Origin of the sequence: Mycobacterium sp. SMC-4 (assembly GCF_025263265.1) — a bacterium.
Classification (GTDB): Bacteria; Actinomycetota; Actinomycetes; order Mycobacteriales; family Mycobacteriaceae; genus Mycobacterium.
Window position 1 is genome coordinate 3,856,183 of the sequence record NZ_CP079869.1, and the last position, 25,482, is coordinate 3,881,664.

The 25,482-nt window shown below is 64.3% G+C and carries 18 protein-coding genes, 2 rRNA genes and 1 pseudogene; 12 read left to right on the plus strand and 9 right to left on the minus strand.

Going from position 1 to position 25,482, the window contains the following annotated elements:
* Positions 1–122: 122 nt before the first annotated feature.
* Both KXD98_RS18230 and glgB read left to right on the plus strand, forming a co-directional pair.
* The gene (locus KXD98_RS18230; RefSeq protein ID WP_260759753.1) at positions 123–2,213 is read left to right on the plus strand and encodes an alpha-1,4-glucan--maltose-1-phosphate maltosyltransferase; all 2,091 of its coding nucleotides are present in this window, start codon (positions 123–125) and stop codon (positions 2,211–2,213) included.
* Positions 2,214–2,216: 3 nt separating this feature from the next.
* Positions 2,217–4,436: a 1,4-alpha-glucan branching protein GlgB gene (gene glgB, locus KXD98_RS18235; RefSeq protein ID WP_260759754.1), complete on the plus strand. Its 2,220-nt coding sequence runs from the start codon at positions 2,217–2,219 to the stop codon at positions 4,434–4,436.
* Positions 4,437–4,454: 18 nt separating this feature from the next.
* On the opposite strand, the gene KXD98_RS18240 is transcribed toward glgB, so the two are convergent.
* From KXD98_RS18240 to KXD98_RS18250, 3 genes are read right to left on the minus strand one after another with little or no spacing between them, the layout of a single operon-like run.
* Positions 4,455–5,348: a tetratricopeptide repeat protein gene (locus KXD98_RS18240; protein WP_260759755.1), complete on the minus strand. Its 894-nt coding sequence runs from the start codon at positions 5,346–5,348 to the stop codon at positions 4,455–4,457.
* 13 nt (positions 5,349–5,361) lie between these two features.
* Entirely contained in the window at positions 5,362–5,769 is a 408-nt protein-coding gene (locus KXD98_RS18245) for a DUF3817 domain-containing protein (protein WP_260759756.1), read from the minus strand.
* A gap of 45 nt (positions 5,770–5,814) precedes the next feature.
* Positions 5,815–7,008, minus strand: a complete 1,194-nt coding sequence (locus tag KXD98_RS18250) for an acetyl-CoA C-acetyltransferase (RefSeq protein WP_260759757.1) — start codon at positions 7,006–7,008, stop codon at positions 5,815–5,817.
* Positions 7,009–7,100: 92 nt separating this feature from the next.
* On the opposite strand from KXD98_RS18250, the gene mce reads away from it, so the two are divergent.
* Complete coding sequence (gene mce, locus KXD98_RS18255) at positions 7,101–7,577, plus strand: methylmalonyl-CoA epimerase (protein WP_260759758.1); 477 nt, start codon at positions 7,101–7,103, stop codon at positions 7,575–7,577.
* Between the two features lie 9 nt (positions 7,578–7,586).
* Here mce and KXD98_RS18260 read toward each other — a convergent pair whose 3' ends face one another.
* The gene (locus KXD98_RS18260; protein ID WP_260759759.1) at positions 7,587–7,880 is read right to left on the minus strand and encodes a hypothetical protein; all 294 of its coding nucleotides are present in this window, start codon (positions 7,878–7,880) and stop codon (positions 7,587–7,589) included.
* Positions 7,880–8,551, minus strand: coding sequence for an endonuclease NucS (gene nucS, locus KXD98_RS18265; protein WP_260759760.1), 672 nt, complete (start codon positions 8,549–8,551; stop codon positions 7,880–7,882). The genes KXD98_RS18260 and nucS overlap by 1 nt, the downstream gene beginning before the upstream one ends.
* Positions 8,552–8,598: 47 nt before the next feature.
* Here nucS and KXD98_RS18270 point away from each other — a divergent pair, with 47 nt between their 5' ends.
* Positions 8,599–10,209, plus strand: coding sequence for an adenylate/guanylate cyclase domain-containing protein (locus KXD98_RS18270; protein WP_260759761.1), 1,611 nt, complete (start codon positions 8,599–8,601; stop codon positions 10,207–10,209).
* A 100-nt stretch (positions 10,210–10,309) separates the two neighbouring features.
* Positions 10,310–11,281 carry an IS481 family transposase gene (locus tag KXD98_RS18275; RefSeq protein WP_064898557.1) on the plus strand — a complete coding sequence of 324 codons (972 nt, stop codon included), beginning with the start codon at positions 10,310–10,312 and terminating at the stop codon, positions 11,279–11,281.
* A gap of 24 nt (positions 11,282–11,305) precedes the next feature.
* Here KXD98_RS18275 and KXD98_RS18280 read toward each other — a convergent pair whose 3' ends face one another.
* The gene (locus KXD98_RS18280; RefSeq protein ID WP_260759762.1) at positions 11,306–12,223 is read right to left on the minus strand and encodes an acyl-ACP desaturase; all 918 of its coding nucleotides are present in this window, start codon (positions 12,221–12,223) and stop codon (positions 11,306–11,308) included.
* 209 nt (positions 12,224–12,432) lie between these two features.
* Here KXD98_RS18280 and KXD98_RS18285 point away from each other — a divergent pair, with 209 nt between their 5' ends.
* From KXD98_RS18285 to KXD98_RS18300, 4 genes are all read left to right on the plus strand, one after another.
* Positions 12,433–13,527, plus strand: a complete 1,095-nt coding sequence (locus KXD98_RS18285; protein ID WP_260759763.1) for an acyl-CoA dehydrogenase family protein — start codon at positions 12,433–12,435, stop codon at positions 13,525–13,527.
* A gap of 1 nt (position 13,528) precedes the next feature.
* Positions 13,529–14,722, plus strand: coding sequence for an acyl-CoA dehydrogenase family protein (locus KXD98_RS18290; protein WP_260759764.1), 1,194 nt, complete (start codon positions 13,529–13,531; stop codon positions 14,720–14,722).
* A 3-nt stretch (positions 14,723–14,725) separates the two neighbouring features.
* Positions 14,726–17,086: a CoA transferase gene (locus KXD98_RS18295; RefSeq protein ID WP_260759765.1), complete on the plus strand. Its 2,361-nt coding sequence runs from the start codon at positions 14,726–14,728 to the stop codon at positions 17,084–17,086.
* A gap of 66 nt (positions 17,087–17,152) precedes the next feature.
* Positions 17,153–18,085: a LysR family transcriptional regulator gene (locus KXD98_RS18300; RefSeq protein ID WP_260765288.1), complete on the plus strand. Its 933-nt coding sequence runs from the start codon at positions 17,153–17,155 to the stop codon at positions 18,083–18,085.
* Positions 18,086–18,109: 24 nt separating this feature from the next.
* Here the strand turns inward: KXD98_RS18300 and glsA are convergent, their stop codons facing one another.
* The gene (gene glsA, locus KXD98_RS18305; RefSeq protein WP_260759766.1) at positions 18,110–19,393 is read right to left on the minus strand and encodes a glutaminase A; all 1,284 of its coding nucleotides are present in this window, start codon (positions 19,391–19,393) and stop codon (positions 18,110–18,112) included.
* 137 nt (positions 19,394–19,530) lie between these two features.
* Here glsA and KXD98_RS28430 point away from each other — a divergent pair.
* The 3 genes and pseudogenes from KXD98_RS28430 to KXD98_RS18315 form a co-directional block, all read left to right on the plus strand.
* A pseudogene (locus KXD98_RS28430) lies at positions 19,531–19,617 on the plus strand (TetR/AcrR family transcriptional regulator); the annotation flags it as partial.
* Between the two features lie 64 nt (positions 19,618–19,681).
* Positions 19,682–21,304, plus strand: coding sequence for a DNA-3-methyladenine glycosylase 2 family protein (locus tag KXD98_RS18310; protein ID WP_313901238.1), 1,623 nt, complete (start codon positions 19,682–19,684; stop codon positions 21,302–21,304).
* Entirely contained in the window at positions 21,195–21,677 is a 483-nt protein-coding gene (locus tag KXD98_RS18315) for a methylated-DNA--[protein]-cysteine S-methyltransferase (RefSeq protein ID WP_313901239.1), read from the plus strand. Before KXD98_RS18310 ends, KXD98_RS18315 begins: the two co-directional genes overlap by 110 nt.
* Before the next feature lie 66 nt (positions 21,678–21,743).
* On the opposite strand, the gene rrf is transcribed toward KXD98_RS18315, so the two are convergent.
* Both rrf and KXD98_RS18325 read right to left on the minus strand, forming a co-directional pair.
* Positions 21,744–21,856 (minus strand): 5S ribosomal RNA (rrf, locus tag KXD98_RS18320).
* Between the two features lie 94 nt (positions 21,857–21,950).
* Positions 21,951–25,075, minus strand: a 23S ribosomal RNA gene (locus KXD98_RS18325).
* Positions 25,076–25,482 lie beyond the last annotated feature (407 nt).

Genomic DNA, 25,482 nt, shown 5'->3' on the forward strand with positions numbered 1-25,482 from the left:
GACACTACGGTGGGTATAGGCCGCGAAGGAGTTGTCGCGCCGAACACGAACCGTCAGCGACACAGCACAGACATAAGCGGCGGGTGCCGCACGAGGCGAACGAGTGGTAGGGAGTGGTGCCAGTGACCGCCGGTCGGATCGAAATCGACGATGTCGCTCCGGTGGTATCGGGCGGACGGTTTCCCGCCAAAGCCGTCGTCGGCGAGATCGTCCCGGTGAGTGCCACGGTCTGGCGTGAGGGCCACGACGCGGTGGCAGCCACCCTGGTGGTGCGCTATCACGGTGCCGGTTATCCCCCGTTGGCCGACGAACCGCCGGGCCGGGTCCGCTCGCCGGAGGCGGTACCGATTCAGGACGTGGTCAACGCACCGGCGCGGGTGCGCCCGAGTGCGCTGCCGATGACGACAGGCCGTACACCCGACGTTTTCCACGGCCAGTTCTGTCCCGACGCGGTGGGCCTGTGGACCTTCCGGATCGACGGCTGGGGTGATCCGATCGCGACGTGGCGCAAGAACGTCACCGCCAAACTGGAGGCCGGCCAGAGCGAGGGTGAGCTCAACAACGATCTGCTGGTCGGCGCCAAGCTGTTGGAGCGCGCGTCCACCGGCGTTCCCCGCCAGGATCGCTATCCGCTTGCCGAGGCCGCCGCCCGGCTGCGCGAACCCGGTGACCCGTTCTACCGCGCCGGTGCAGCGCTGGCCGACGAGGTGACCGAGCTGGTGGAGCAGTATCCGCTGCGTGAACTTGTGACCCGCGGTCAGCAGTACGGCATCTGGGTGGATCGCCCGCTGGCCCGCTTCAGCTCGTGGTACGAGTTCTTTCCACGCTCGACCGGCGGCTGGGACAGCGCCGGCCATCCCGTCCACGGCACCTTTGCCACCGCGACCAAAGCACTGCCCCGGATCGCCAGAATGGGATTCGACATCGCCTACCTGCCCCCGATCCACCCGATCGGGAAGGTGCACCGCAAGGGACGCAACAACAGCGTCACCGCCGGCCCGCACGACGTCGGCTCTCCGTGGGCGATCGGCAGCGACGAAGGCGGCCACGACGCCGTGCACCCCGATCTGGGCACGATCGACGATTTTGACGAATTCGTCTCCGCGGCCGGTGACGATGGGCTGGAAGTCGCGTTGGATCTCGCGTTGCAGTGCGCACCCGACCACCCGTGGGCCCGAGAGCACCCCGAATGGTTCACCGTGCTGCCCGACGGGACGATCGCCTACGCCGAGAACCCGCCGAAGAAGTACCAGGATATCTATCCACTGAACTTCGACAACGACCCCGCCGGGTTGTACGAGGAGGTGTTGCGGGTCGTCAAGTTCTGGATTACGCACGGCGTCAAGATTTTTCGGGTGGACAACCCGCACACCAAGCCGCCGAACTTCTGGGCTTGGCTGATCGGTGAAGTAAAGAACATCGACCCCGACGTCCTGTTCCTGTCCGAGGCGTTCACTCGTCCGGCCCGCCTGTTCGGCCTGGCCAAGCTGGGTTTCACGCAGTCCTACACCTATTTCACCTGGCGAACCGCGAAATGGGAGATCACCGAATTCGGTGAGCAGCTCGCCGAACACGCCGACTACTCGCGCCAGAGCCTGTGGGTCAACACCCCCGACATCCTGCATGAGAGCCTGCAGCACGGCGGGCCGGGAATGTTCGCCATCCGCGCGGCGCTGGCATCGACGATGAGCCCGACATGGGGAATGTATTCCGGCTACGAACTTTTCGAGCACCGTGCTGTCCGCGAAGGCAGTGAGGAGTACCTCAACTCCGAAAAATACGAACTACGACCACGTGACTTCGACGCCGCACTGGCCGACGGCGAATCTCTGGAACCGTTCATCACCCGGCTCAACGAGATCCGACGCATCCACCCGGCCCTGCAGCAGATGCGCCCCATCACCTTCCACCACATCGACAACGACGCATTGCTGGCCTACAGCAAGTTCGACCCCATCTCCGGGGACCAAGTGCTGGTGGTGATCACCCTCAATCCGTTCGGGCCCGAGGAGGGCACCCTGTGGCTTGACATGGGCGCGCTGGGTATGGAGCAACAAGACCGGTTCTGGGTACGCGATGAGATCACCGGAGAGGAATACCAGTGGGGACAGGGCAATTACGTGCGGCTCGAACCCGCCCGCGCGGTGGCCCACGTGCTCAACATGCCCCAGATCCCCGCCGACCAACGACTCAACCTGCTGCGTAGGGAGTGACCAATGACCAACGCGTCCGGCCTGACCAAGACCATCGACAGCCCGCACCTGCGGCCGCACACCTCCGACCTCAATCGCCTGCTCGCCGGCGAACACCATGACCCGCATTCGGTCCTCGGTGCCCATGAGTATGACGACCACACCGTCATCCGCGTCTACCGGCCACACGCGGTCAAGGTCAATGTCGTCATCGGCGATGCGCGCTACCCCCTCAGCCATATCGAAGCCGGATTGTTCGCCGTGGCGGTTTCCTTCACCGACCTCATCGATTACCGGCTCGAAATCAGTTACTCCGAGGACGAGTCGGCCTTCGTACACACCGTCGCCGATGCCTACCGCTTTCTGCCGACGCTCGGCGAGATGGATCTGCATCTGTTCGCCGAGGGGCGACATGAGCGGCTATGGGAGGTACTCGGAGCCCATCCGCGCAGCTTCACCACGGCCGACGGCGTCGTGCAGGGCGTGTCGTTCGCGGTGTGGGCGCCCAACGCCAAGGGCGTGAGCGTGACCGGTGACTTCAACCACTGGGGTGACGAGGCCCAGATGCGGGTGCTGGGTTCCACCGGTGTGTGGGAACTGTTCTGGCCCGGCTTCCCCGACGGCGGACTGTACAAATTTCGCGTCCACGGGGCCGACGGTGCGGTCACCGATCGCGCCGACCCGATGGCCTTCGCAACCGAGGTGCCCCCGCAGACCGCATCCCGGGTGTTCACCAGCGACTACACCTGGACCGACGAGGAGTGGATGTCGGGGCGGACGCTGCGTAACCCGGTGTTCGAGCCGATGAGCACCTACGAGGTGCACCTGGGTTCATGGCGGCCCGGACTGAGTTATCTGGAGTTGGCCGAGCAGCTCACCGAATACGTTGTGGAGCACGGCTTCACACATGTCGAGATGCTCCCCGTCGCCGAGCATCCGTTCGGCGGATCATGGGGTTATCAGGTCACGTCGTACTACGCCCCCTCGTCGAGATTCGGCAACCCCGACGAGTTCCGGTATCTCGTCGACAGACTGCACCAAGCCGGGATCGGCGTCCTCGTCGACTGGGTGCCGGCGCATTTCCCGAAAGATGCCTGGGCGCTGGGCCGATTCGACGGCACGGCGCTCTACGAGCACGGCGACCCCCGTCGCGGTGAGCAACTGGACTGGGGAACATACGTCTTCGACTTCGGACGGGCCGAAGTTCGCAATTTCCTGGTCGCCAACGCGCTGTACTGGTTGCAGGAGTACCACATCGACGGTCTGCGCGTCGATGCCGTGGCGTCCATGCTCTACCTGGACTACTCGCGGCCAGAGGGCGGCTGGACACCGAACATCCACGGCGGGCGGGAGAACCTCGAGGCGGTGCAATTCCTGCAGGAGATGAACGCCACGGTGCACAAGATCAACCCGGGCATCGTCACGATCGCCGAGGAGTCGACATCGTGGCCGGGCGTGACACGGCCGACCAACCTTGGCGGCCTTGGCTTTTCGATGAAGTGGAACATGGGATGGATGAACGACACGCTTGAGTTCATCAAACGTGACCCGATCCACCGCAGCTACCACCACCACGAGATCACCTTCTCGATGCTCTACGCGTTCAGCGAGAACTACGTGCTACCGATCAGCCACGACGAGGTCGTGCACGGCAAGGGCACCCTGTGGGGCCGCATGCCGGGCAACGACCACATGAAGGCCGCCGGGATCAGGAGTCTGCTGGCCTACCAGTGGGCCCACCCGGGCAAGCAGTTGTTGTTCATGGGCCAGGAATTCGGTCAACGCGCGGAGTGGTCCGAAGAGCGTGGTGTCGACTGGTTCCAGCTCGACGAGCGGGGATTCTCTGACGGCATCCTGCGTATGCTCACCGACGCCAACGACATCTACCGGAGTCGGCGCGCGCTATGGTCCCGCGATACCCAGCCCGAAGGTTACTCGTGGATCGATGCCAACGACTCGGCCAACAACGTGCTGAGCTTCCTGCGCTTCGGCGACGACGGCTCGATGATGGCGTGCGTGTTCAACTTTTCCGGAACCGAGCACACGCGGTACCGGTTGGGGCTGCCGCATGCAGGGATGTGGCGCGAAGTACTCAACACCGACTCCGACGTCTATCACGGTGCAGGCATAGGCAACTACGGTGCGGTCGAGGCGACCGACGAGCCGTGGCATGGGCGGCCGGCATCGGCGGTGATGGTGCTTCCCCCGCTCTCGGCGGTGTGGTTCGAGCCCGAGCGCCCCTGATTCGGCTGGCCGAGGTCGTCAGTACAGGGCGTTGGCCAGGTTGCGCCGACCGGCAATGACCTCGGGGTCGGCAGGATCGAACAGGTCGAACAATTCGACCAGCCGCGAGCGCACTGTAGCCCGGTCATCGCCGGCTGTGCTCTTCACCAAAGCGGTGAGCCGGGCGAATGCGGCAGCGACATTCTGTTGCAGCACCTCGACGTCGGCGGCCGCGAAAGCTGCCTCGATGTCCTGGGGTGCTGCGTCGGCGAGCTCCACGGCATTCTGCGGGTGCGCGGTCGCGCGCTGCAGGAAGCTGATTTGGCGGACCGCGCCCTTGGCCTCGGCATGGTTGGGATCGGCCTCGAGGATTGCCTGGTAGGCCGACCGTGCCGAGTCGAAGTCACCTTGGTCGAGGTACTCACGCGCCTGCGTCACCGCGGGGTCGACCTGCTCGGTGTCGGGTTCGGCGGAACCGCTGAGCTTTCCGGCGGTGGCACCGAGCAACGAGTCGATCCAGCGGCGAAGCTGATCCGGGGGTTGCATGCCCTGGAAGCTCGACAGTGGCTGACCGGCAGCCAAGGCCACGACCGTCGGCACGGCCTGCACCCCGAACATCTGCGCGATGCGCGGTGTGGCGTCGACATTGACGGTCGCCAACACCCACGTGCCGCCGTCGTTGGCCGCCAGGCCCGACAGCACCTCGCCGAGTTGGACACTGGGGTCGCTGCGCGGTGACCACAGCAAGACCACCACGGGGACCTCGTTGGAGCGGGCCAGCACCTCGGCTTCAAGGTTGGCCTCGGTGATCTGCACTCCGCCGGGGGTGACCTCTGCGGCCCCGTCACCAGAGGAGGCGGGGCGTTGTTTGAGTGCCGACAGGTCTACGGCGCCGGCCAAGGCGGGGCCGATCTGGGGTCGAGGACGAGTCACGACTCCAAGTTTGTCACGTCGTTTCCGCAACCGTTCGCCGTGCCTGACCCACGGCGTCCGACCGGTTTCCCACGGCATCGGGTGCACCGGGACGCAGATCCATCCGACCCGTTCGATCAGCCCATATGAGGAAGATCACACTGCCCAGTGGCGCGATACCAGCCAGCAACACCAGCAACCACGTACCGGCCTGCCAACGCAGCGCGAGCCCGGCGAATGCCGCGGCAACCAGGAAAGCCACAAAGATTGCGCCGTGGACGGGGCCGAAGATCTTCACACCGAGTTCGGTGCGCGGCGAACCCAGGTACTTGAAATACATCCCAACCAGCAACCCGACCCAACTGACCGCCTCGGCGAAGGCGACCAGTCGGAACCATGCCGCGGCACTGCGGACATCGAAAGCGCGTGTCATGGGCGCCATTGTGCCCGATCCGGAGACCAGCTACTACAAAGTGTCGTTGATGTCTCAGGGCCGGCGCAGGATGAGGGCATCACCCTGACCGCCGGCGCCGCAGAGCGCCGCAACCGCGTAACCCGTGCCCTTGCGCGCCAGCTCGAGGGCGGCATGCAGCGTGATCCGGGCACCCGACATCCCGATCGGGTGGCCGATCGCGATGGCGCCGCCATTGGTGTTGACCTTGTTCGCATCGACCCCGAGTTCGTTGGTCGAGGCCAGGGCTACCGCAGCGAACGCCTCGTTGATCTCGATGACATCCAGCTGGTCGACCGAGATGCCTTCTTTGGCGACAGCCTTCTTGATGGCATTGGCCGGCTGGCTCTGCAGCGTGGAGTCCGGGCCGGCAACCACGCCGTGCGCGCCGATCTCGCACAGCCAGGTCAGACCCAACTCTTCGGCCTTGGCCTTGTTCATCACCACGACCGCGCATGCGCCGTCGGAGATCTGCGAGGCTGAGCCGGCGGTGATGGTGCCGTCCTTGCGGAACGCCGGGCGCAGGCTTGCCAGCGACTCGGCAGAGGTGTCGGCGCGGATGCCCTCGTCTTCGGTGAACTCGACCGGATCACCTTTACGCTGCGGGATCTTCACCGGTACCACCTCATCGGCGTAGACACCGTCTTTCCACGCCCGGGCGGCCTTCTGGTGCGACCCGGCCGCGTATTCATCCTGCTGGGCACGGGTGAACTCGTCGGTGTCGTTGCGCTGCTCGGTGAGCGCACCCATCGGCTGGTCGGTGAAGACATCGTGCAAACCGTCGTAGGCGAGATGATCGAGCACCGTGACATCGCCGTACTTGTAACCCGACCGGCTGTTCATCAACAGATGCGGGGCCTGGGTCATGGACTCCTGCCCGCCGGCCACCACGACGTCGAATTCACCGGCCCTGATCAACTGATCGGCCAATGCGATCGCATCGATGCCCGACAGGCACATCTTGTTGATGGTCAGAGCCGGCACATCCCACGGGATGCCCGCGGCGACGGCGGCCTGGCGCGCTGGCATCTGCCCGGCGCCGGCGGACAGCACCTGCCCCATGATCACGTACTCGACCAGTCCGGCGGCGTTGTCGACATTCGGAAACGCCTTGGCCAGCGCGCCGGCAATCGCCACGGCGCCCAGGTCACTGCCGGACAAGTCCTTCAGAGATCCCGAGAGCTTTCCCACCGGAGTCCGGGCTCCAGCAACGATCACCGACGTCGTCATCACTACCTCCAAGCTGTTTCAAGCAGTGTGAAAAAGGCTATACGGGCATACCGGCCGTTTCGAAACTGATCTTGTTAGGTTACCTTTACGATATGACCGCCGAGCAGACTGACGCCCGCCCGGTACTGGCTACCGCGCTGGTGACCGCCATCGACCATGTCGGCATCGCCGTTCGCGATCTGGACGAGGCGATCAAGTGGTACCACGACCACCTCGGCATGATCGTGCTGCACGAAGAGGTCAATGAAGAGCAAGGCATCCGTGAGGCGATGCTCTCGGTGCGCGGGGCTCCGGTCGGCAGCACGCAGGTCCAGCTGATGGCCCCGATCGACGACAGCTCCACCATCGCGAAATTCCTGGACAAGCGGGGACCGGGCCTGCAGCAGTTCGCCTATCGGGTCAGCGACATCGACGCCCTGAGCGAGCGTCTGCGCGCGCAGGGCATCCGGTTGATCTATGACCAGCCGCGCCGAGGCACCGCGAACTCGCGGATCAACTTCATCCACCCCAAGGACGGTGGCGGCGTGCTGATCGAGCTGGTCGAGCCGGCCGCCGACACCGCGCACTGACGCGCCGGATCAGGACCACCGTCGGGTCGGGCCCCGAGTAGCTCGGTTGCGCCAGCACGGGGTGTGCCAGTGCCGGCGATCCTCGACACCCACCGGGCCACCCGCCGGCCACACCACGACATGCGCTGTCGCGGGCCGGATCTCGTGGTCACACCCCGGGCACCGGTAGACCTTGGTGGCGCGGGTGGCCGAGACCGGGTGTACCTCGTAGTCGCAGCCGTCGGGCCCGGCTTCGATACGGCGCGGCGCCGGTAACGGCGCCCGAGCTGCCGCACGTTTGCGCGGGGCCCGCCGCTTGACCATCAGAACAGCCGGAACTCGTCGCTGTCCATGCCCCGCATCTTGTCGTAATCCAATGTCACACAACGGATTCCACGATCATTAGCGAGCGTTCTAGCCTGTGGCTTGATCTGCTGCGCGGCGAACACGCCGGCCACCGGCGCCAGCAGCGAGTCACGGTTGAGCAGTTCGAGGTAGCGCGTGAGTTGCTCGACGCCGTCAATCTCCCCGCGGCGCTTGATCTCCACTGCGACCGAGTGACCCTGCTCGTCGCGGCAGAGCAGATCGACCGGACCGATCGGAGTCATGTACTCCCGGCGCACCAAAGTGTATCCGGCGCCGAGGAGTTCGACGTGTTCGGCCAGCAACGCCTGCAGATGAGCCTCGACACCGTCCTTGACCAGTCCGGGGTCCACTCCGAGCTCGTGGCTGGAGTCGTGCTCGATGTCCTCGACGGTGATGCGTAGTTGCTCCCCGGCCTTGTTCTCCACCACCCACAGTTTCGCCTCGCCGGTCAGGTCCTCAGACAGCCAGCACGGCGGGCTCATCCAGTTCAGCGGCTTGTAGGCCCGGTCGTCGGCGTGCACGCTGACCGACCCGTCGGCCTTGAAGAGCAGCAGCCGGCGCGCCGAGGGCAGGTGCGCGGTGAGTCGGCCGACGTAGTCCACGGTGCACTGGGCGATGACAAGACGCACCGAACCACCATAGATGCCGCATGTTGTGTCACTAGGCTGACGTGACGATGACCGCCACCAAGAGCGTGCCGCACCGGCTGGGCCGGGTGCTGGAAAGACTGACCCGGCAGAGCGGGCGGCTTGGAACCCCGGATTACGGTTCTTGGCTGCTGGGCAGGCCTGAGGAGAGTCAAGCCCGCCGGCGCATCCGCATCCAGATCATCCTGACGGTTTTCATCCTCATCACCAACATCCTGGGCATCGGGGTGTCGCTGTTGCTCAACACGGTGGCCATTCCGGTTCCGAGCGTGTTCTCCGACGCGCCGGCATGGCTGACCTTCGGCGTCGTACCCGCCTACATGGCAGTTGCGCTGGTGCTGGGCACGGCGTGGATCACCTCACGTACGGTCGGCACGCTGCGCTGGGCGATCGAGGAACGCAGCCCCACCCGAGCCGATCAGAACAACGTGTTCCGGGCTCCAGCCCGGGTGGCGCAGATGTTGCTGCTGCTGTGGGGAGTCGGAACGGCGCTACTGGCGCTGTTGTATGGCCTGCACGATGCTGCTTTCATCCCCCGGTTCCTGTTCGCCGTGGGATTTCCGGGCATCGTGGTGGCCACGGCGTGCTACATGATCACCGAGTTCGCGCTGCGCCCGGTTGCCGCCCAGGCACTCGAGGCGGGGCGTCCGCCCCGCCGGCTGGCCCACGGTGTGATGGGCCGAACCATGACTGTGTGGTTACTCAGCTCCGGTGTTCCGGTGCTGGGGATCCTGCTGCTCGCAGTGTTCGCGGTATCGATGAAGAACCTGACCGCAACACAGTTCGGCCTGGCCGTGATGATCATCGCCACCGTCTCCTTGATCTTCGGTCTGATCCTGATGTGGCTGTTGTCATGGCTGATCGCCACCCCCGTCCGGGTCGTGCGCACCGCGCTCAAGCACGTCGAGGACGGCGACCTGGACTGCAATCTGGTGGTCTTCGACGGCACCGAGCTCGGTGAGTTGCAGCGCGGGTTCAACTCGATGGTGCACGGTCTGCGCGAGCGCGAACGGGTGCGCGATCTGTTCGGCCGCCACGTCGGTCGCGAGGTTGCGTTGGCCGCCGAACGACAACAGATCGAGCTGGGTGGCGAGGAACGCCACGCCGCGGTCATCTTCGTCGACATCATCGGTTCCACCCAGCTGGTCACGAGCAGGCCGGCGGTCGAGGTCGTCGAGCTGCTCAACCGGTTCTTCGACGTCGTCGTGGACGAGGTCGACAACCATCACGGCCTGGTGAACAAGTTCGAGGGAGACGCGGTCCTGGCGGTGTTCGGCGCACCCGTCGACCTGGAAAACGCCGAAACCGAGGCGCTCGCCGCGGCCCGCGCGATGACGCGCAGACTGGCCGCAGAGGTTCCAGAGTGCCCGGCAGGCATCGGCGTGGCCGCCGGCCAGGTGGTGGCAGGAAACGTCGGCGCCAAGGAACGCTTCGAATACACGGTCATCGGCGAACCGGTCAACGAGGCGGCGAGACTGTGCGAACGCGCGAAGAACGAGGCCCATCTGCTGGTTGCCTCGGCCGACGCGGTCAATGGTGCCAGCGAGGCCGAGCGGGCGCACTGGGTGCTGGGCGAAGCGGTGACGCTGCGCGGGCACGATCAGCCGACGCAATTGGCAACACTGGCCGCTGAGGACTAGGTGTCGTGACCTGAGAGGTTGTTGACGGCGCGCCTGCTTGAAATGGGGAGGACCTCCTGACGGAGTGGATGTGTCTGGCATTCACCCGTAGGAGGTCCTCGTGTCTCACGCTAACGCCCGTACCAACCTGTTCGCACGTCGCTTGATCGTGGAGCGTGTCGCGGCCGGCTGGCCGCCCGCGCAGGTTGCTGAACAACTGGGAATTTCGCGGGCCACGGTCTACAAGTGGCTGCGCCGATACGCCGAAGGTGGTGACGAAGCCCTCGCTGACCGGTCCTCGCGTCCGCACCGGATGCCCCGGCGCACCAGCGACCGAGTCGAGAAGAAGGTGCTCGCCGCGCGGCGACGCCGCAAGCGTGGCGCAGTCATGCTGGCTGCTGAACTTGGGATGCACGCCTCGACGGTGGGACGGATCCTGGCGCGTCACCAGGTACCGCATTTGAGTGCAATCGACCCGATCACCGGTGAGCCGGTGCGCTCGTCGCGGCGCAGCCCCAACCGCTACGAGCACCGCACCCCAGGATCAATGGTCCACGTCGACGTCAAGAAGCTGGGCCGCATCCCCAAAGGCGGCGGGTGGCGCCTGCACGGCCGCGACGCCGCGGTGTCAGTGGCCAACCGGCACAAGAAGACCCGCATCGGCTACGACTACGTGCACACCGCCATCGACGACCACACCCGGCTGGCCTACAGCGAGGTACTCACCGACGAGAAAGACCTGACCTGCGCGGGATTCTTGCACCGAGCGTTGGAATGGTTCGCCAGCCACGGTGTGCGGGTGCGTCGGCTGCTGACCGACAACGCCATGGTCTACCGACACGGCACCAACTGGGGCTGGGTGTGCACGGCCTGGGGACTCAAACGCCGGTTCATCAAACCCGGCTGCCCCTGGACCAACGGCAAAGCCGAACGCTTCAACCGCACCCTGCTCAACGAATGGGCCTACGCCCGCCCCTGGACATCCAACAGCCTACGAAAACGAGGACTTGACCGATTCCTACACCGCTACAACACTCAACGAGGCCACTCCGCCCTCGGCGGACACCCACCCATCAGCCGACTCGCCGCCTGACAACAACGTGTCAGGTCACAACAACTAGGCCGGCGTGCCGACTGTCCGGCGGGCGGCCCTCTCCTCGTAATACCGGGCCCGTTCATCGACCGCGTCCAGGAACTGGGCGAGTTCGGTGCGGGCCTGTTGGCCGGCCGGGCCGAAATCGCTGCGCTCGAAGACTCGCCAGAAGCGCAACACCGGCTGCAGCACGTCGTCGTGGTGGATGCGTAGGTCGTAGATGCCGGCCTTGGCGATGAGGATGGAGTTCTCGCGGAAGTCGGTCATACCTGCACCGGGCATCGTGAACCCGAGGACCTCATCGCGGATGGCGGCCATGGCGGCGTCCGGCGCGATATCGAGTGCGGCCGCCATCAGGTTCCGGTAGAAGACCATGTGTAGGTTCTCGTCGGCCGCGATCCGGGCGAGCAGCTGATCGGCAATCGGGCAGCCGGAGGCCCGTCCCGTGTTGCGGTGCGACACGCGGGTGGCGAGTTCCTGGAATGACACGTAGGCCAGCGCCGCCAGCGGTGTCTTGTCGCCCGAGTCGTAACCGGCAATGGTGTGCTCCATGCGCAGTGCCTCGAGTTTGGCGGGGTCCACACCGCGGGTCACCACCAGATAGTCGCGCAGCGCGATGCTGTGGCGTCCCTCCTCTGCGGTCCACTGACCAACCCAGGCCCCCCAGGCGCCGTCGCGCCCGAACCGAGTGGCGATCTCCCGGTGATATGAAGGCAGGTTGTCCTCGGTCAGCAGGTTGACTGTCAGCGCAGCCTTGGCCACCGGGTCCAGCGGGGAGTCCTCGGGAGCCCAGTCCTCGCCGCCGAGGACGGCGAAGTCGCGTCCCCGGCTCCACGGGACGTAGTCGTGTGGGTTCCACGGCTTGACCGTGCTCAGGTGGCGCTCGAGGTTCTGCTCGACGATCGGTTCCAACTCGTACAAGACGCTGGTCTGATCCATCATGCTGACTCCGTCCCTCCGTACAACAAAACCTACGGTACCGTAACTTACGGTACCGTAGGTCGATGTCGAGGGAGATGGATCACAAGATCTGGTTTTGCTAGTTCACCTGCACGATGTCCCGACCGGAAACGCACCGGTGTCGCAATCGGTGATGTACACCGCGGTGGTCAGCGTCGAACATGGGGGCAGCAACCAGGAAGGCGGTCGAGATGACCATCAGTGTGGCCGAACGAGCCGAGCTGCGCACGGCGGTTGGTGAGTTGCTGAGCGACAAGTGCACCCAAGATGACGTGCGCGAGGCGATGGCCTCCGTTGACGGTTTCGATCGCCGACTGTGGCAGCGCCTTGGGGAGCAGGGCGTGCTCGGCATGCTGGTCGACTCCGCACATGGTGGTCTGGGATTCGGCGCGCAAGAGATGGAGGCCGTTGCCGAAGAAACCGGCGCGGCACTGCTGCCGGCACCGTTCATCTCCAGCGCGGTGCTGGCCGTCACCCTCATCGAGCGGGCCGGCACCGACGACGACAAGCGGCACCTGCTGCCTGCACTGGCTGATGGCACCGCCATCGGCACCGTCGCCGTCACCGGCAGTTCCGGTACCTGGACACCGGAAGGCGTTGCAGTCAGCGCTGATTCAGATCACTCGCTCAGCGGCACAGCTCACTACGTCACCTGGGGACAGGTCGCCGACATCATCCTGGTGGTGGCCCGCACCGGCGACGGACTCGGCGTCTACCAGGTCGCCACGGATGCGGCGAACTTCACCCGCACGGCGGCAACCGTTTTCGACCCCACGGTGCGCCTGTCCACATTCACCTTCACCGGCACGCCGGCGCGCCGACTCGGCAGTGCCGGCTGGGAAGCCGTGCAGGAAGCGCTTGACCACGCCGTCATCGCCACAGCCGGTGAGCAGGTCGGCGGCGCCCGCCGGATCTTCGACATGACCATCGAGTACCTCAAGACGCGGGTGCAATTCGGCCGCCAGATCGGCAGTTTCCAGGCCCTCAAGCACCTGGCCGCCGACCTGCTGCTGGAGATGGAGTCCGCGACGTCTGCGGCCCAGTTCGCGGCCGCGGAGAAGGCGGCACGAAGCCAGCACTCCCCCGGCGCGACTGCGTTGGCCGGGTTCGCGTGCGCCGAGGCCTACGAACACATCGCATTGAACGCCATCCAGATGCACGGAGGTATCGGGTTCACCTGGGAGCACCCCGCGCATCTGTTCCTGCGCCGAGCCCGCACCGGGACTCAGCTGTTCGGCGGCTCACGGCTTCATCGCGAGCGCTACCTCGTCTCGAAAGGCGCCTGACATGACCACCGCTGATCTGCCCAGCCTCGACGACCTACGCGAGGAGGTGCGAAACTGGTTGCGGGACAACTACCAACCGTTGCCGAAGACCAGCGATCCGTGGGTATCCTCACCCGAGCGGATCGCGTGGCTGGAGAAGGTGCTCGACGCCGGATACGCGGTTCCGACCTATCCCCACCAGTGGTTCGGCCGCGGTTATCCGAACAAACTGGCCAACGTCATCGGCGAGGAATTCGCCGCACTCAAAGCGCCGGGATCGCGGCAAGACAAGTACAACATCCCGGCCAATACCGTGCTCGCCCTGGGCACCGAGAAGGTCAAGAGCGACCTGCTGCGCGATTTCCTGGTCGAACGGTCCCGCACCTGCCTGCTCTACAGCGAGCCGGAAGCCGGATCGGACCTGGCCAGTGTGCGCACCACCGCGGTCCGCGACGGCCGGCGGTGGGTGGTCAACGGACAGAAGGTGTGGACCTCCGGAGCCCAGACCGCCGACTTCGCGCTGCTGCTGGCCCGCACCGATTGGGACGTCCCCAAGCACAAAGGGCTGAGCCTGTTCATCATGCCGATGAAGCAGCCCGGAATCGAGGTTCGCCCCCTGGTTCAGATCACTGGTGAGGCGCATTTCAACGAGGTGTTCATCTCCGAGGCGACCGCATCGGACGACTACATCCTCGGCGGTGAGGGCAACGGGTGGCGCGCGCTGCAGATCGCCCTGGCCTACGAACGATCGATCATGGGCGACACTGGTCGTGGGTCGCGTCATCGCAAAGCCGACAGCCTTATCGAACTCGCCCGCGAGCACGGCGTCCTCGACGACCCGGCGGTGCGCCATCCACTGGCTTCGGTACTGGCATTGCGCGAGCTCAACCGACTCAACAACGCTCGTGCCAAAGCATCGACGTCGCAAGGTACTTCGAGCTCTATCATGTCGCTGGGCAAACTGGCAATGTCGAAGATCCTGCACACCGAAGCCGCGATGAAGACCCAGATCATCGGCGCCAAGGCCCTGTTGACCGGTCCCGACAATCCCGAGGCCGACGACGCGAACTTCTTGACCCTCAACGCCTTCTTCACCTCGATCGGTGGCGGTACCGACCAGATTCAGCGCAACATCATCGGTGAACGGGTGCTCGGACTTCCGAAGGAACCCGAAGCCGACCGCGACATCCCGTTCCGCCAGGCACGGCGGAGCTGAATCATGCCCGACACCACGACGTATGATCCGCCCTTGGCCGGCGTCGAGATCCTCGATGCGAGCACGGGTCCGATGACAGCCGTGGGCCGGCTGTTTGCCGACCTTGGCGCGCACGTCACCGCGGTGCGATTGTGCGGGATCACCGAGGAGGCCGTCGTCGGCCCGTTCGTCGACGGGGTGCCGGTCCAGACGGCGATCGACCGCCACGGCATCGCTACCGTGGACATCGAGCTGGCCTCGGAGTCTGACCGGGACCGCTTCACCGAGTTGCTTTCGGGCACCGACATTCTCATCGAGAACAGCAGACCCGGCTCGCCGGCCGAGGCGGCGCTGTCGGTGCGTGGTATCCGCGCCCAGCACCCCGAGCTGGTGGTGCTGTCTATCAGCGACTTCGGCCGGGACAACGACTATCGGAACTGGCAGGCCACCACTCCGGTGTTGCATGCACTGAGTAGTGAGCTGTCCAGGTCCGGGATCCCGGGGCGCGAACCGCTGGTCCCGCCGGCCGAGTTGCCCTACCAGGTGGCCGCGGCCCAAGCGGCGGTGATGACGCTCGCGGTGTATCTGGACCGGTTGCGCAGTGGCGAGGGCGATCTGATCGATTTCTCGGTCCTCGACGGTGCGATGCAAACGCTCGATCCGCCATTCGGCACCGCCGGCAGCGCGTCAGCCGGCGTCGCCGTGAGCGCGCAGCGCCGCGACTGGAACGCCGAGCGGCAACGCTATCCGATCATCGCCTGCAAGGACGGTCATGTCCGGATGTGCATATTGGCCAAACGGCAGTGGCGAGGCATGTTCGAATGGATGGGCAGCCCGGAAGAATTCGCCGATCCGAGCTACGACAAGCTCGGAAAGCGTTTCCACTCACCACATCTGCTGGACGCCATCGAGGCATTCTGCGCCGACAAGACCCGTTCCGAGCTCGAAGCCCAAGGCCAGGCGCACGGCGTACCGACGGCTGCGGTGCTGACACTGCCGGAAGCGCTGAACGCCGACCACTTCGCCGAACGGGGCTTCTTCCACGACGTGGAACTCGCACCGGGGGTGGTCGCACCGATTCCGTTGGGTGTGACCGAAATCGACGGCCACCGCGCCAGCGCCCTGACGGCCGGCGACGTGGCCCACTCCCGGCCGGTAGCGGCGCCGCTGCTGGCGCGGCGGCAGCGCCGCGGTGCGGGTCTGCCGTTGGAGGGAATCCGTGTCCTGGACCTCGGCGTCATCGTCGTCGGAGCCGACACCGCTCGGCTGTTCGGCGATCTGGGAGCCGACGTGGTCAAGATCGAACATTCGGCACACCCGGACGGACTGCGGGTCGGAAAGCTGACCTCGATGACCCAGCCCTTCGCGGCCGGTCACCGCAACAAGCGCTCGATCGGGCTGGATCTGGCCGGCGACGAGGGCAGAGCGCTGGCCCACCGCCTGGTCGCGGTGTCCGATGTCGTGCTCAGTAACTACAAGCCCGGAGTGGCCGAGTCCCTGGGGATGGACTACGCCACGCTGCGCAACATCAATCCTGAGATCGTGGTGGTCGACAGCTCGGCGTTCGGGCCGACCGGCCCGTGGGCCAAACGGCTGGGCTATGGCCCGCTGGTGCGCGCGGCGGTGGGCTTTACCAATCTGTGGGTCTACCCCGGAGAGACCGAGACGTTCTGCGACACCGTTACCGTCTACCCCGACCACGTCGCGGCGCGTATCGGAACCCTGTCAGCGCTGGCGTTACTGTTGCGCCGCGAGCGCACCGGGGCGGGCGGATCGGCCAGCGTCTCACAGGCCGAGGTGATGCTCAGTCACCTCGCCGCCGACATCGCCGCCGGTGCCCTGCAGCGCTCGGGGCACGCCCGGACCGACGCCTCCGACCGCGGGCCGTGGGGGTTGTTTCCGACCGCCGGAACCGACAGCTGGATCGCCATCACCGCGCGCGATGACGCCGACCGTCGTGCACTGGGCAATGTCGTGGGATGCGCACCTCCACCCGATGGTGATCAGTGCGACCTCGAAGGCGCCGTGCGGTCGTGGGTGGGCCGGCATTCAGCCACGGAGGCCACGGCGATACTGCAGGCCGCGGGTGTGCCCGCCGGCGCCGTGCTGCATGCCGACGAGGTCCCGGCCTGGGGTTACTACCAGCAGCGGCGCGCATTCCGCGAGGAGCTGCACCCGCACGGATCCGCGCCGTTCGTGATGGAGAACGTCCAGATTCACTGCGGCCACGTCGCCGACCCACCGCTCGGCCAGGCGCCGTTACTCGGTGAGCAGACGGCCGAGATCGCGCACGAGCTGTTGGGCCTCGATGCCGACGAGATCGCGCGGCTGCATCAGCGCGGTGTATTGGAGACATCTGAGGTGCAAGCCGTGCCGCAGCCGTGACCGGTGCATGAGTCGATCTCGTAGCATTCGGAGGTGGTAGCTCCACCACATCCGAATGCGGCAGGAATGGACATCGACTTCACCAGGCTTCGGTACTTCGTCGCGGTGGCCGACGAACTGCACTTCAAACGTGCCGCCGACAAGTTGATGATCACCCCACCGCCACTGAGCAAGCAGATCAAATTGCTCGAAAAGGAGGTTGGCGGACCGCTGTTCGAGCGTGGGTATCACGACGTGCGGCTCAGTCCGCTCGGCGAACGACTGATCGGACCCGCGCGCGAAATCCTGCGCCAGGTGGAGGACTTCAAGGCAACAGCGCACCGTGGGGCGCGAGAGCAGGCGCCGGTCAGACTCGGCGCCACCGCCTATGCTCCATCGGATCTACTGAGCCAGCTGGAGACGGTGCTGGCCGAGTTGCCGCTGCCGACCGAGTTCAGCGTTCCGGGGTCGGCCGCCGAGGTCACCGCCACGTTGATCGCCGGACAGGCCGAGCTCGGGGTGATCCACCTCCCGGCTTCCGATAAGCGGCTGCGTCACCGGGTCGTAGCCAGCTACCAGGGGGCGATTGCGGTACGTCACGACGATCCGCTGGCTGCCAGGGACTCGGTGGCGATCGACGAGTTGCGTGACCGTGAGGTGGTCATCGACGTGGCCCGACCCAACCCGGTCGTGTTGGCCGGACTGACACGTCGGCTGAACCGAAAAGGGATTCACCGCATCGTCCGCACCACCAATCAGCGCGGCGGAGAGGTCGAGATGGCGACTCAGGTGTTCAACCGCCATCTGGTGGCGGTGGTCAGCTACGCACCCGAGTCGTTCATCGGCAGGATCTTCTCGCCACCGGAGTTCAAACTCATCCCGATCGACGAAAACACTTGGGCGCCGGCCGATATCGCGCTGGCCTGGGCACCCGAACGGCTGCAGACCCGGTTGGCCGAAATCGAGTTGCTGGCCGAACACATCGCCGAGCGGTTGGCACCCGTGCACCGCGGCGCCTGAGGGCCTGAGGCGCCTGCAGCGGTCTCACCGATCGCGGCGACCCAACCATTGCTGCGCCGCGGCCAACGCATCGTCGGCGCTGGAGAAACGAACGGATGCCAGATCGGTGCCGGAGGCGATCACCGCGCCGTCGGGGTCGACGAGCAGACCCTGCTTGCCTTCGTCTTGGAGTTCCGCGGCCATTCCTGCCAACAGTGAGCGGGCCGCATCGTCGATGTCGTCGACACGCGAGACGTCGAGGATCGCCACCTCGAACAGGTCGCGTTCCTCATCGACGACACGCACGACCTGCTCGGCGCCGCTGAACAGCAGATCGCCGTGTGTCTCGTAGATCCGCACCCCGGCGTGAGGTTCGTAGATGTTGCGCAGAGTCGCCAACGAGTCGCGGCGCACCGTCAGGAAGTGCAGGCCGAGCTCCTCGGAAAGGCTGCGGCATACCCGAACTCCGCGCACGCTATTGCCCTTGTCGTCCAGTTTCGGCGAATACACGCCGATTCCGAGTTGGCCGGGCAGCACCGCCACGATGCCGCCGCCTACGCCGCTCTTGGCCGGCATCCCCACCGCACTGACCCAGTCGCCGGCGGCGTCGTACATACCGCACGTGACCATCACCGACAAAGTGCGTTTGACCACCGCTGCGGTGGTGACCCTGCCGAACTCGGGATGTACCCCGCCCCGGGCCAGAGTGGCGCCCATGCTCGCCAGGTCGGTCGATGTGACTCGTAGCGCGCACTGGCGATAGTAGACGTCGAGGACCTCGTCAGGGTCGTCGTCGAGTACCCCGAAGCTCTCCAGCATGTAGCCGATCGCCCGGTTGCGACTGCCGGTGGCCTTCTCTGATTGGTAGACGTCGTCGTCGACCTCGAGATGACGACCGACGAAGGCCGAATAGAACTCCTGAATCAACCCGAACCGGGCGTCGGGGGACGAGGCGGGAATCAATGACACCGCCGCGATCGCGCCGGCGTTGATCATCGGGTTCTTCGGGATCTTGGTGGCGCTGTCGACGCTGATCTCGTTGAATGCATCGCCGGAAGGCTCGACACCGATCTTCGCGTCGACGGCGTCGACACCGATCTGGTCCAGGGCAAGGGCATAGGTGAACGGCTTGGAAATGGACTGGATGGTGAATTCACGGCCCGCATCGCCGGATTCGTAGATGTAGCCGTCCGCCATCGCCAGTGAGAGCGCGAATCCATCCGGGTCGACGCCGGCGAGCTCGGGAATGTAGTCAGCCAGTGCACCGTCATCGACGTCGGCGTGTTCGTCGCGGATGTGGTCCAGGTACCGCTGCACCAACTCGGACATGGCGCGAGTCTAGGCCACCGAACCCGGGAGCCACGGTGGCAGTGTTCGGTGTCTACCCTTCTGCAGCATTTTCGAAGCTGGGCACCGGGACCGAGTCGGGCAGCTGCATCTGCAGATACACCGCGATGTAGGTGATCTTAACCCTGGACAGCCACCTCGACGGCGAGGATCTCTACCGCCCCTATCTGCAATTGGTGATGTCCAGCGTCCGGCCCCCGCAGTAGGCGCCGACGGTCATGTCGTTTTTCCGCTAGTGCCGACCGGTCCGGCCGTGCGATGGTCGTGGGGATGGATATCGACTTCGACCGCTGCTACCGCGCCGTTGCGGCCCGGGATAGCCGTTTTGACGGCTGGTTCGTCACCGCGGTCTTGACCACCAAGATCTACTGCCGCCCCAGTTGTCCGGCGCGTACACCGTTGGCGCACAACGTCAGCTTCTACCCCACCGCAGCGGCCGCTCAGCGAGCCGGCTTTCGGGCGTGCAAGCGGTGCCGGCCGGACGCATCACCTGGGTCGCCGGAATGGAACGTGCGTGGCGACGCGGTCGCCCGAGCAATGCGCTTGATCGCCGACGGCACCGTCGATCGCGAGGGCGTGACCGGTTTGGCGGCGCGGGTCGGTTACACCGTGCGTCAGCTCGAGCGGCTGATGCAAGCCGAGTTGGGTGCCGCACCGTTGGCGCTTGCCCGGGCGCAGCGAACACAGATGGCCCGGGTTCTCATCGAGACCACCGAGATGCCGTTCAGCGATGTCGCTTTCGCTGCGGGATTCGCCAGCATCCGGCAGTTCAACGACACGGTTCGCAGCGTCAGCGATCTGACACCGACCTGCCTACGTGAACGGGCCCGGGCGCGATTCCGGCGGGCCGACAGTCACGGCACCGGGGTTATGACCTTACGGCTGGCGGCCCGGCGACCGTTCGCGCACCAGGGTCTGTTCGGCCATCTTGGAGCCACCGCAGTACCCGGGGTCGAGGAGGTCCGAGGTGGCGCCTACCGTCGTACGCTGCGATTACCGCACGGTGCCGGGGTCGTCAGCCTGACACCACACGTCGACCACGTGGGTTGCCGCCTCGTCGTCGATGATTTCCGCGATCTGTCGGCTGCGATTGCGCGCTGCCGAAGGCTCCTCGACCTCGATGCCGATCCCACGGCAGTCATCGAGGACCTCAGTACGGATCCCGCCCTTGCCCGACTTGTGACGCAGGCGCCGGGCCAACGCATCCCACGCACCGTCGACGAGCATGAGTTGGCAATGCGGGTGGTGCTGGGACAACAGGTCTCCACCGCCGCGGCACGCACACACGCCGCGCGACTCGTCGCCGCCTACGGAAATCCGGTCGACGACCCGGAGGGCGGTTTGACGCACCTCTTCCCGTCGGTCGATCAACTCTCCGACATCGACGTTCGGCACCTTGCGCTGCCCGGCACCCGCAAGCGCACAGTACGGGCGCTGATTCACGCACTGACCGACGGCGACCTCGTGCTCGACAGTGGCTGCGATTGGGACGACGCGCGAAGGCAGCTGTTGGCGTTGCCGGGCATCGGGGTGTGGTCGGCGGAGATGATCGCCATGCGCGGCCTCGGCGACCCGGATGCGTTTCCGGCGACGGATTTGGGCGTCGTCTCGGCGGCCGATCGGCTGGGCCTGGCGTCCGCACCGGGTCCACTGGCGGCCTACAGCAGCCGCTGGCGACCATGGCGATCCTATGCGACGCAACACCTTTGGACGGCACTCGATCACGCCGTCAACTACTGGCCACCGAAGGAGGGGCATGATGGAAAGCGTGCGATATCGGACGATGGACAGCCCGGTCGGCGTGTTGACGCTGGCCGGCGTCGGCACCCGGTTGGCGCATCTGCGAATGGTCGACCAGACCTACGAACCGGATCGGGCCGGATGGGAGCGTGACGACAGCGCATTCCCGGAGGCGATCCACCAGCTGGAGATGTACTTCTGCGGCGAACTGCAGCAGTTCGACCTGGAGTTGAACCTGGCCGGCACCGCTTTTCAACGCCGCGTCTGGGAAGCGCTGTTGACCATCCCGTACGGGCAGACCCGCTCCTACGGCGAGATTGCGCAGCAGATCGGCGCGCCCGGTGCATCCCGTGCCGTGGGCCTGGCCAACGGACACAATCCGATCGGCATCATCGTGCCGTGTCATCGCGTCATCGGCGCCAACGGGAAAATGACCGGATACGGTGGCGGTATCGACCGCAAGCGGCTGCTGCTCGGACTCGAGAAGAGCCATGCCACTTCTGCTGTTCCGACGCTCTTCAATTAATCAGACACACCCCCAGAAATGCCTGTGCCCCCCAATTGAATTGGGGGGCACAGGGCTTCAATGTGTGTTCGGCGGTGTCCTACTTTTCCGCCCGTGTGGGCAGTATCATCGGCGCTGGCAGGCTTAGCTTCCGGGTTCGGGATGGGTCCGGGCGTTTCCCTGCCGCTATTACCGCCGTAACTTTATTCACTTTTTGGGTGAAGTCTTTGTGTGTTTTGGTGGTGGGGTGTGGTCGTTGTGTTTGACCGTGGTGTGGTTGCGAGGTTTTGGGTTTGTTGTAAGTTTTCGGCCGGTTAGTGCCAGTTCCCTGAGCGCATTGCTGCGTGTGTAGGTCTGGTCTATCGATCCCGTGGTCTGCGGGGGGCCTTATCCCTCCTAGAGGGTGAGAAGCCTGGTCTTGGAGAAGGTTTCCCGCTTAGATGCTTTCAGCGGTTATCCTGTCCGAACGTGGCTATCCAGCGGTGCCCCTGGTGGGACAACTGGTGTACCAGAGGTTCGTCCGTCCCGGTCCTCTCGTACTAGGGACAGCTTTCCTCAAGCTTCTGACGCGCGCGGCGGATAGAGACCGAACTGTCTCACGACGTTCTAAACCCAGCTCGCGTGCCGCTTTAATGGGCGAACAGCCCAACCCTTGGGACCTGCTCCAGCCCCAGGATGCGACGAGCCGACATCGAGGTGCCAAACCATCCCGTCGATATGGACTCTTGGGGAAGATCAGCCTGTTATCCCCGGGGTACCTTTTATCCGTTGAGCGACACCCCTTCCACTCAGAGGTGCCGGATCACTAGTCCCGACTTTCGTCCCTGCTTGACATGTCCGTCTCGCAGTCAAGCTCCCTTGTGCACTTACACTCAACACCTGATTGCCGTCCAGGTTGAGGGAACCTTTGGGCGCCTCCGTTACTTTTTAGGAGGCAACCGCCCCAGTTAAACTACCCACCAGGCACTGTCCCTGAACCGGATAGACGGTTCGAGGTTAGAGGCCCAATACGATCAGAGTGGTATTTCAACAACGACTCCACAATCACTGGCGTGACTGCTTCATAGTCTCCCACCTATCCTACACAAACCGTATCGAGCACCAATACCAAGTTGTAGTGAAGGTCCCGGGGTCTTTTCGTCCTGCCGCGCGTAACGAGCATCTTTACTCGTAATGCAATTTCGCCGAGTCTATGGTTGAGACAGCTGAGAAGTCGTTACGCCATTCGTGCAGGTCGGAACTTACCCGACAAGGAATTTCGCTACCTTAGGATGGTTATAGTTACCACCGCCGTTTACTGGGGCTTAAATTCTCCGCTTCACCCCCGAAGGGGTTAACGGGTCCTCTTAACCTTCCAGCACCGGGCAGGCGTCAGTCCGTATACATCGTCTTGCGACTTCGCACGGACCTGTGTTTTTAGTAAACAGTCGCTTCTCACTGGTTTGTGCCACCCCCTCCCGCTTGGGCCGCAAGGGCTTACACGGTGTGGAGGTCCCCCTTCTCCCGAAGTTACGGGGGCATTTTGCCGAGTTCCTTAACCATAGTTCACTCGTACGCCTTGGTATTCTCTACCTGACCACCTGTGTTGGTTTGGGGTACGGGCCGTGTGTGTGCTCGCTAGAGGCTTTTCTCGACAGCTTAGGATCACCGAATTCGCCTCAATCGGCTATGCATCACCTCTCAGGATATGTGAGATCCGGATTTGCCTAGATCTCTCCCTACAGGCTTACCCCAGTATTACCACTGACTGGTACGGCTACCTTCCTGCGTCACCCCATCGCTTGACTACTACCCATCCGGGTCCCGCGCAGCCGGCAGACCCGTCACCCCGAAGGGATCAGTGATCCGCCTTTTGGGCGGTTAGCAGAACAGATTCGTCAGGGACGCTCACACACGGGTACGGGAATATCAACCCGTTGTCCATCGACTACGCCTGTCGGCCTCGCCTTAGGTCCCGACTCACCCTGGGCGGACTGGCCTGGCCCAGGAACCCTTGGTCTTTCGGCGGGCAAGGTTCTCACTTGCCTAATCGCTACTCATGCCTGCATTCTCACTCCCACACCCTCCACCACTCGATCACTCGGTGGCTTCACCGGATGCAGGACGCTCCCCTACCCAGCACACACAAGGTGTGCTGCCGCGGCTTCGGCGGTGTGCTTGAGCCCCGCTACATTATCGGCGCACAATCACTTGACCAGTGAGCTATTACGCACTCTTTCAAGGGTGGCTGCTTCTAAGCCAACCTCCTGGTTGTCTTCGCGACTGCACATCCTTTTCCACTTAGCACACGCTTAGGGGCCTTAGCCGGCGATCTGGGCTGTTTCCCTCTCGACGCACGGAGCTTATCCCCCGCCGTCTCACTGCCGCATTACACCGTGTCGGCATTCGGAGTTTGGCTGACGTCAGTAACCTAGTAGGGCCCATCGGCCATCCAGTAGCTCTACCTCCGACACGAACACTGCGACGCTGCACCTAAATGCATTTCGGGGAGAACCAGCTATCACGGAGTTTGATTGGCCTTTCACCCCTACCCACAACTCATCCCCTCAGTCTTCAACCTAAGTGGGTTCGGGCCTCCACGCGGTCTTACCCGCGCTTCACCCTGGCCATGGGTAGATCACTCCGCTTCGGGTCCAGAACACACCACTACACCAGCCCCTCCGGACTGGATACGCCCTATTCAGACTCGCTTTCGCTACGGCTACCCCACCCGGGTTAACCTCGCGACATGTCCCTGACTCGCAGGCTCATTCTTCAAAAGGCACGCCATCACCCCACACCAAAAGGCGAGAGCTCTGACGGATTGTAAGCGCACGGTTTCAGGTACTCTTTCACTCCCCTCCCGGGGTACTTTTCACCATTCCCTCACGGTACTAATCCGCTATCGGTCACTAGGAAGTATTCAGGCTTACCGGGTGGTCCCGGCAGATTCACAGCAGATTCCACGGGCCCGCTGCTACTCGGGAACATTCCACGAAAGCCGTTGAGTTTTCGTCCACGGGGCTCTCACCCTCTCCGGCAGGCCATCCCAGACCACTTCAACTAACCCAACGGTTTATCACTTTCGCCCTCATCGGCGGATGAGAGAAGAAACGCCCCACAACACCGCACACACAACCCCCGCCGGGTATCACATGCACACGGTTTAGCCATCCTCCGCTTTCGCTCGCCACTACTCACGGAATCACGGTTGTTTTCTCTTCCTACGGGTACTGAGATGTTTCACTTCCCCGCGTTCCCCCCTGCACCCTATATATTCAGATGCAGGTGACACGACATCACTCGTGCCGGGTTTCCCCATTCGGACATCCTCGGATCCACGCTCGGTTGGCAGCTCCCCGAGGCATATCGCAGCCTCCCACGTCCTTCATCGGCTCCTAGTGCCAAGGCATCCACCATGCGCCCTTAAACACTTACAACACAAAACCAAAAAATGAGTCACCTGAACACTCCCGCCGAAACGAAAGCCCCAGGCTCATCAGAAAATTTGCATTACATGAAATGACAACCCACACAAGAACACCCACCCCCACAAGGAAGGCAGGCCCTCATACAAGTCACCATCTCGATGCTCGCAACCACTATCCACAAATCAAACACCACACCCCACCACCAAAGCAGGGCAACAACACGCCTCCCACCACACGCAGTGGCCAGGGAACAACGGGCTTGTTGTCTCAAAGCCCAATAGTGTGTCCGGTGATTCCATCGACACGATGTTTCCCACACCGCATCTCAACGTCTGTCGTGCACCAAACCCCCACCCACTACAGGCGCGGGGCTATCCACTCGAATCGCCTGACAATCGGCTGATCCCGCGATCTAC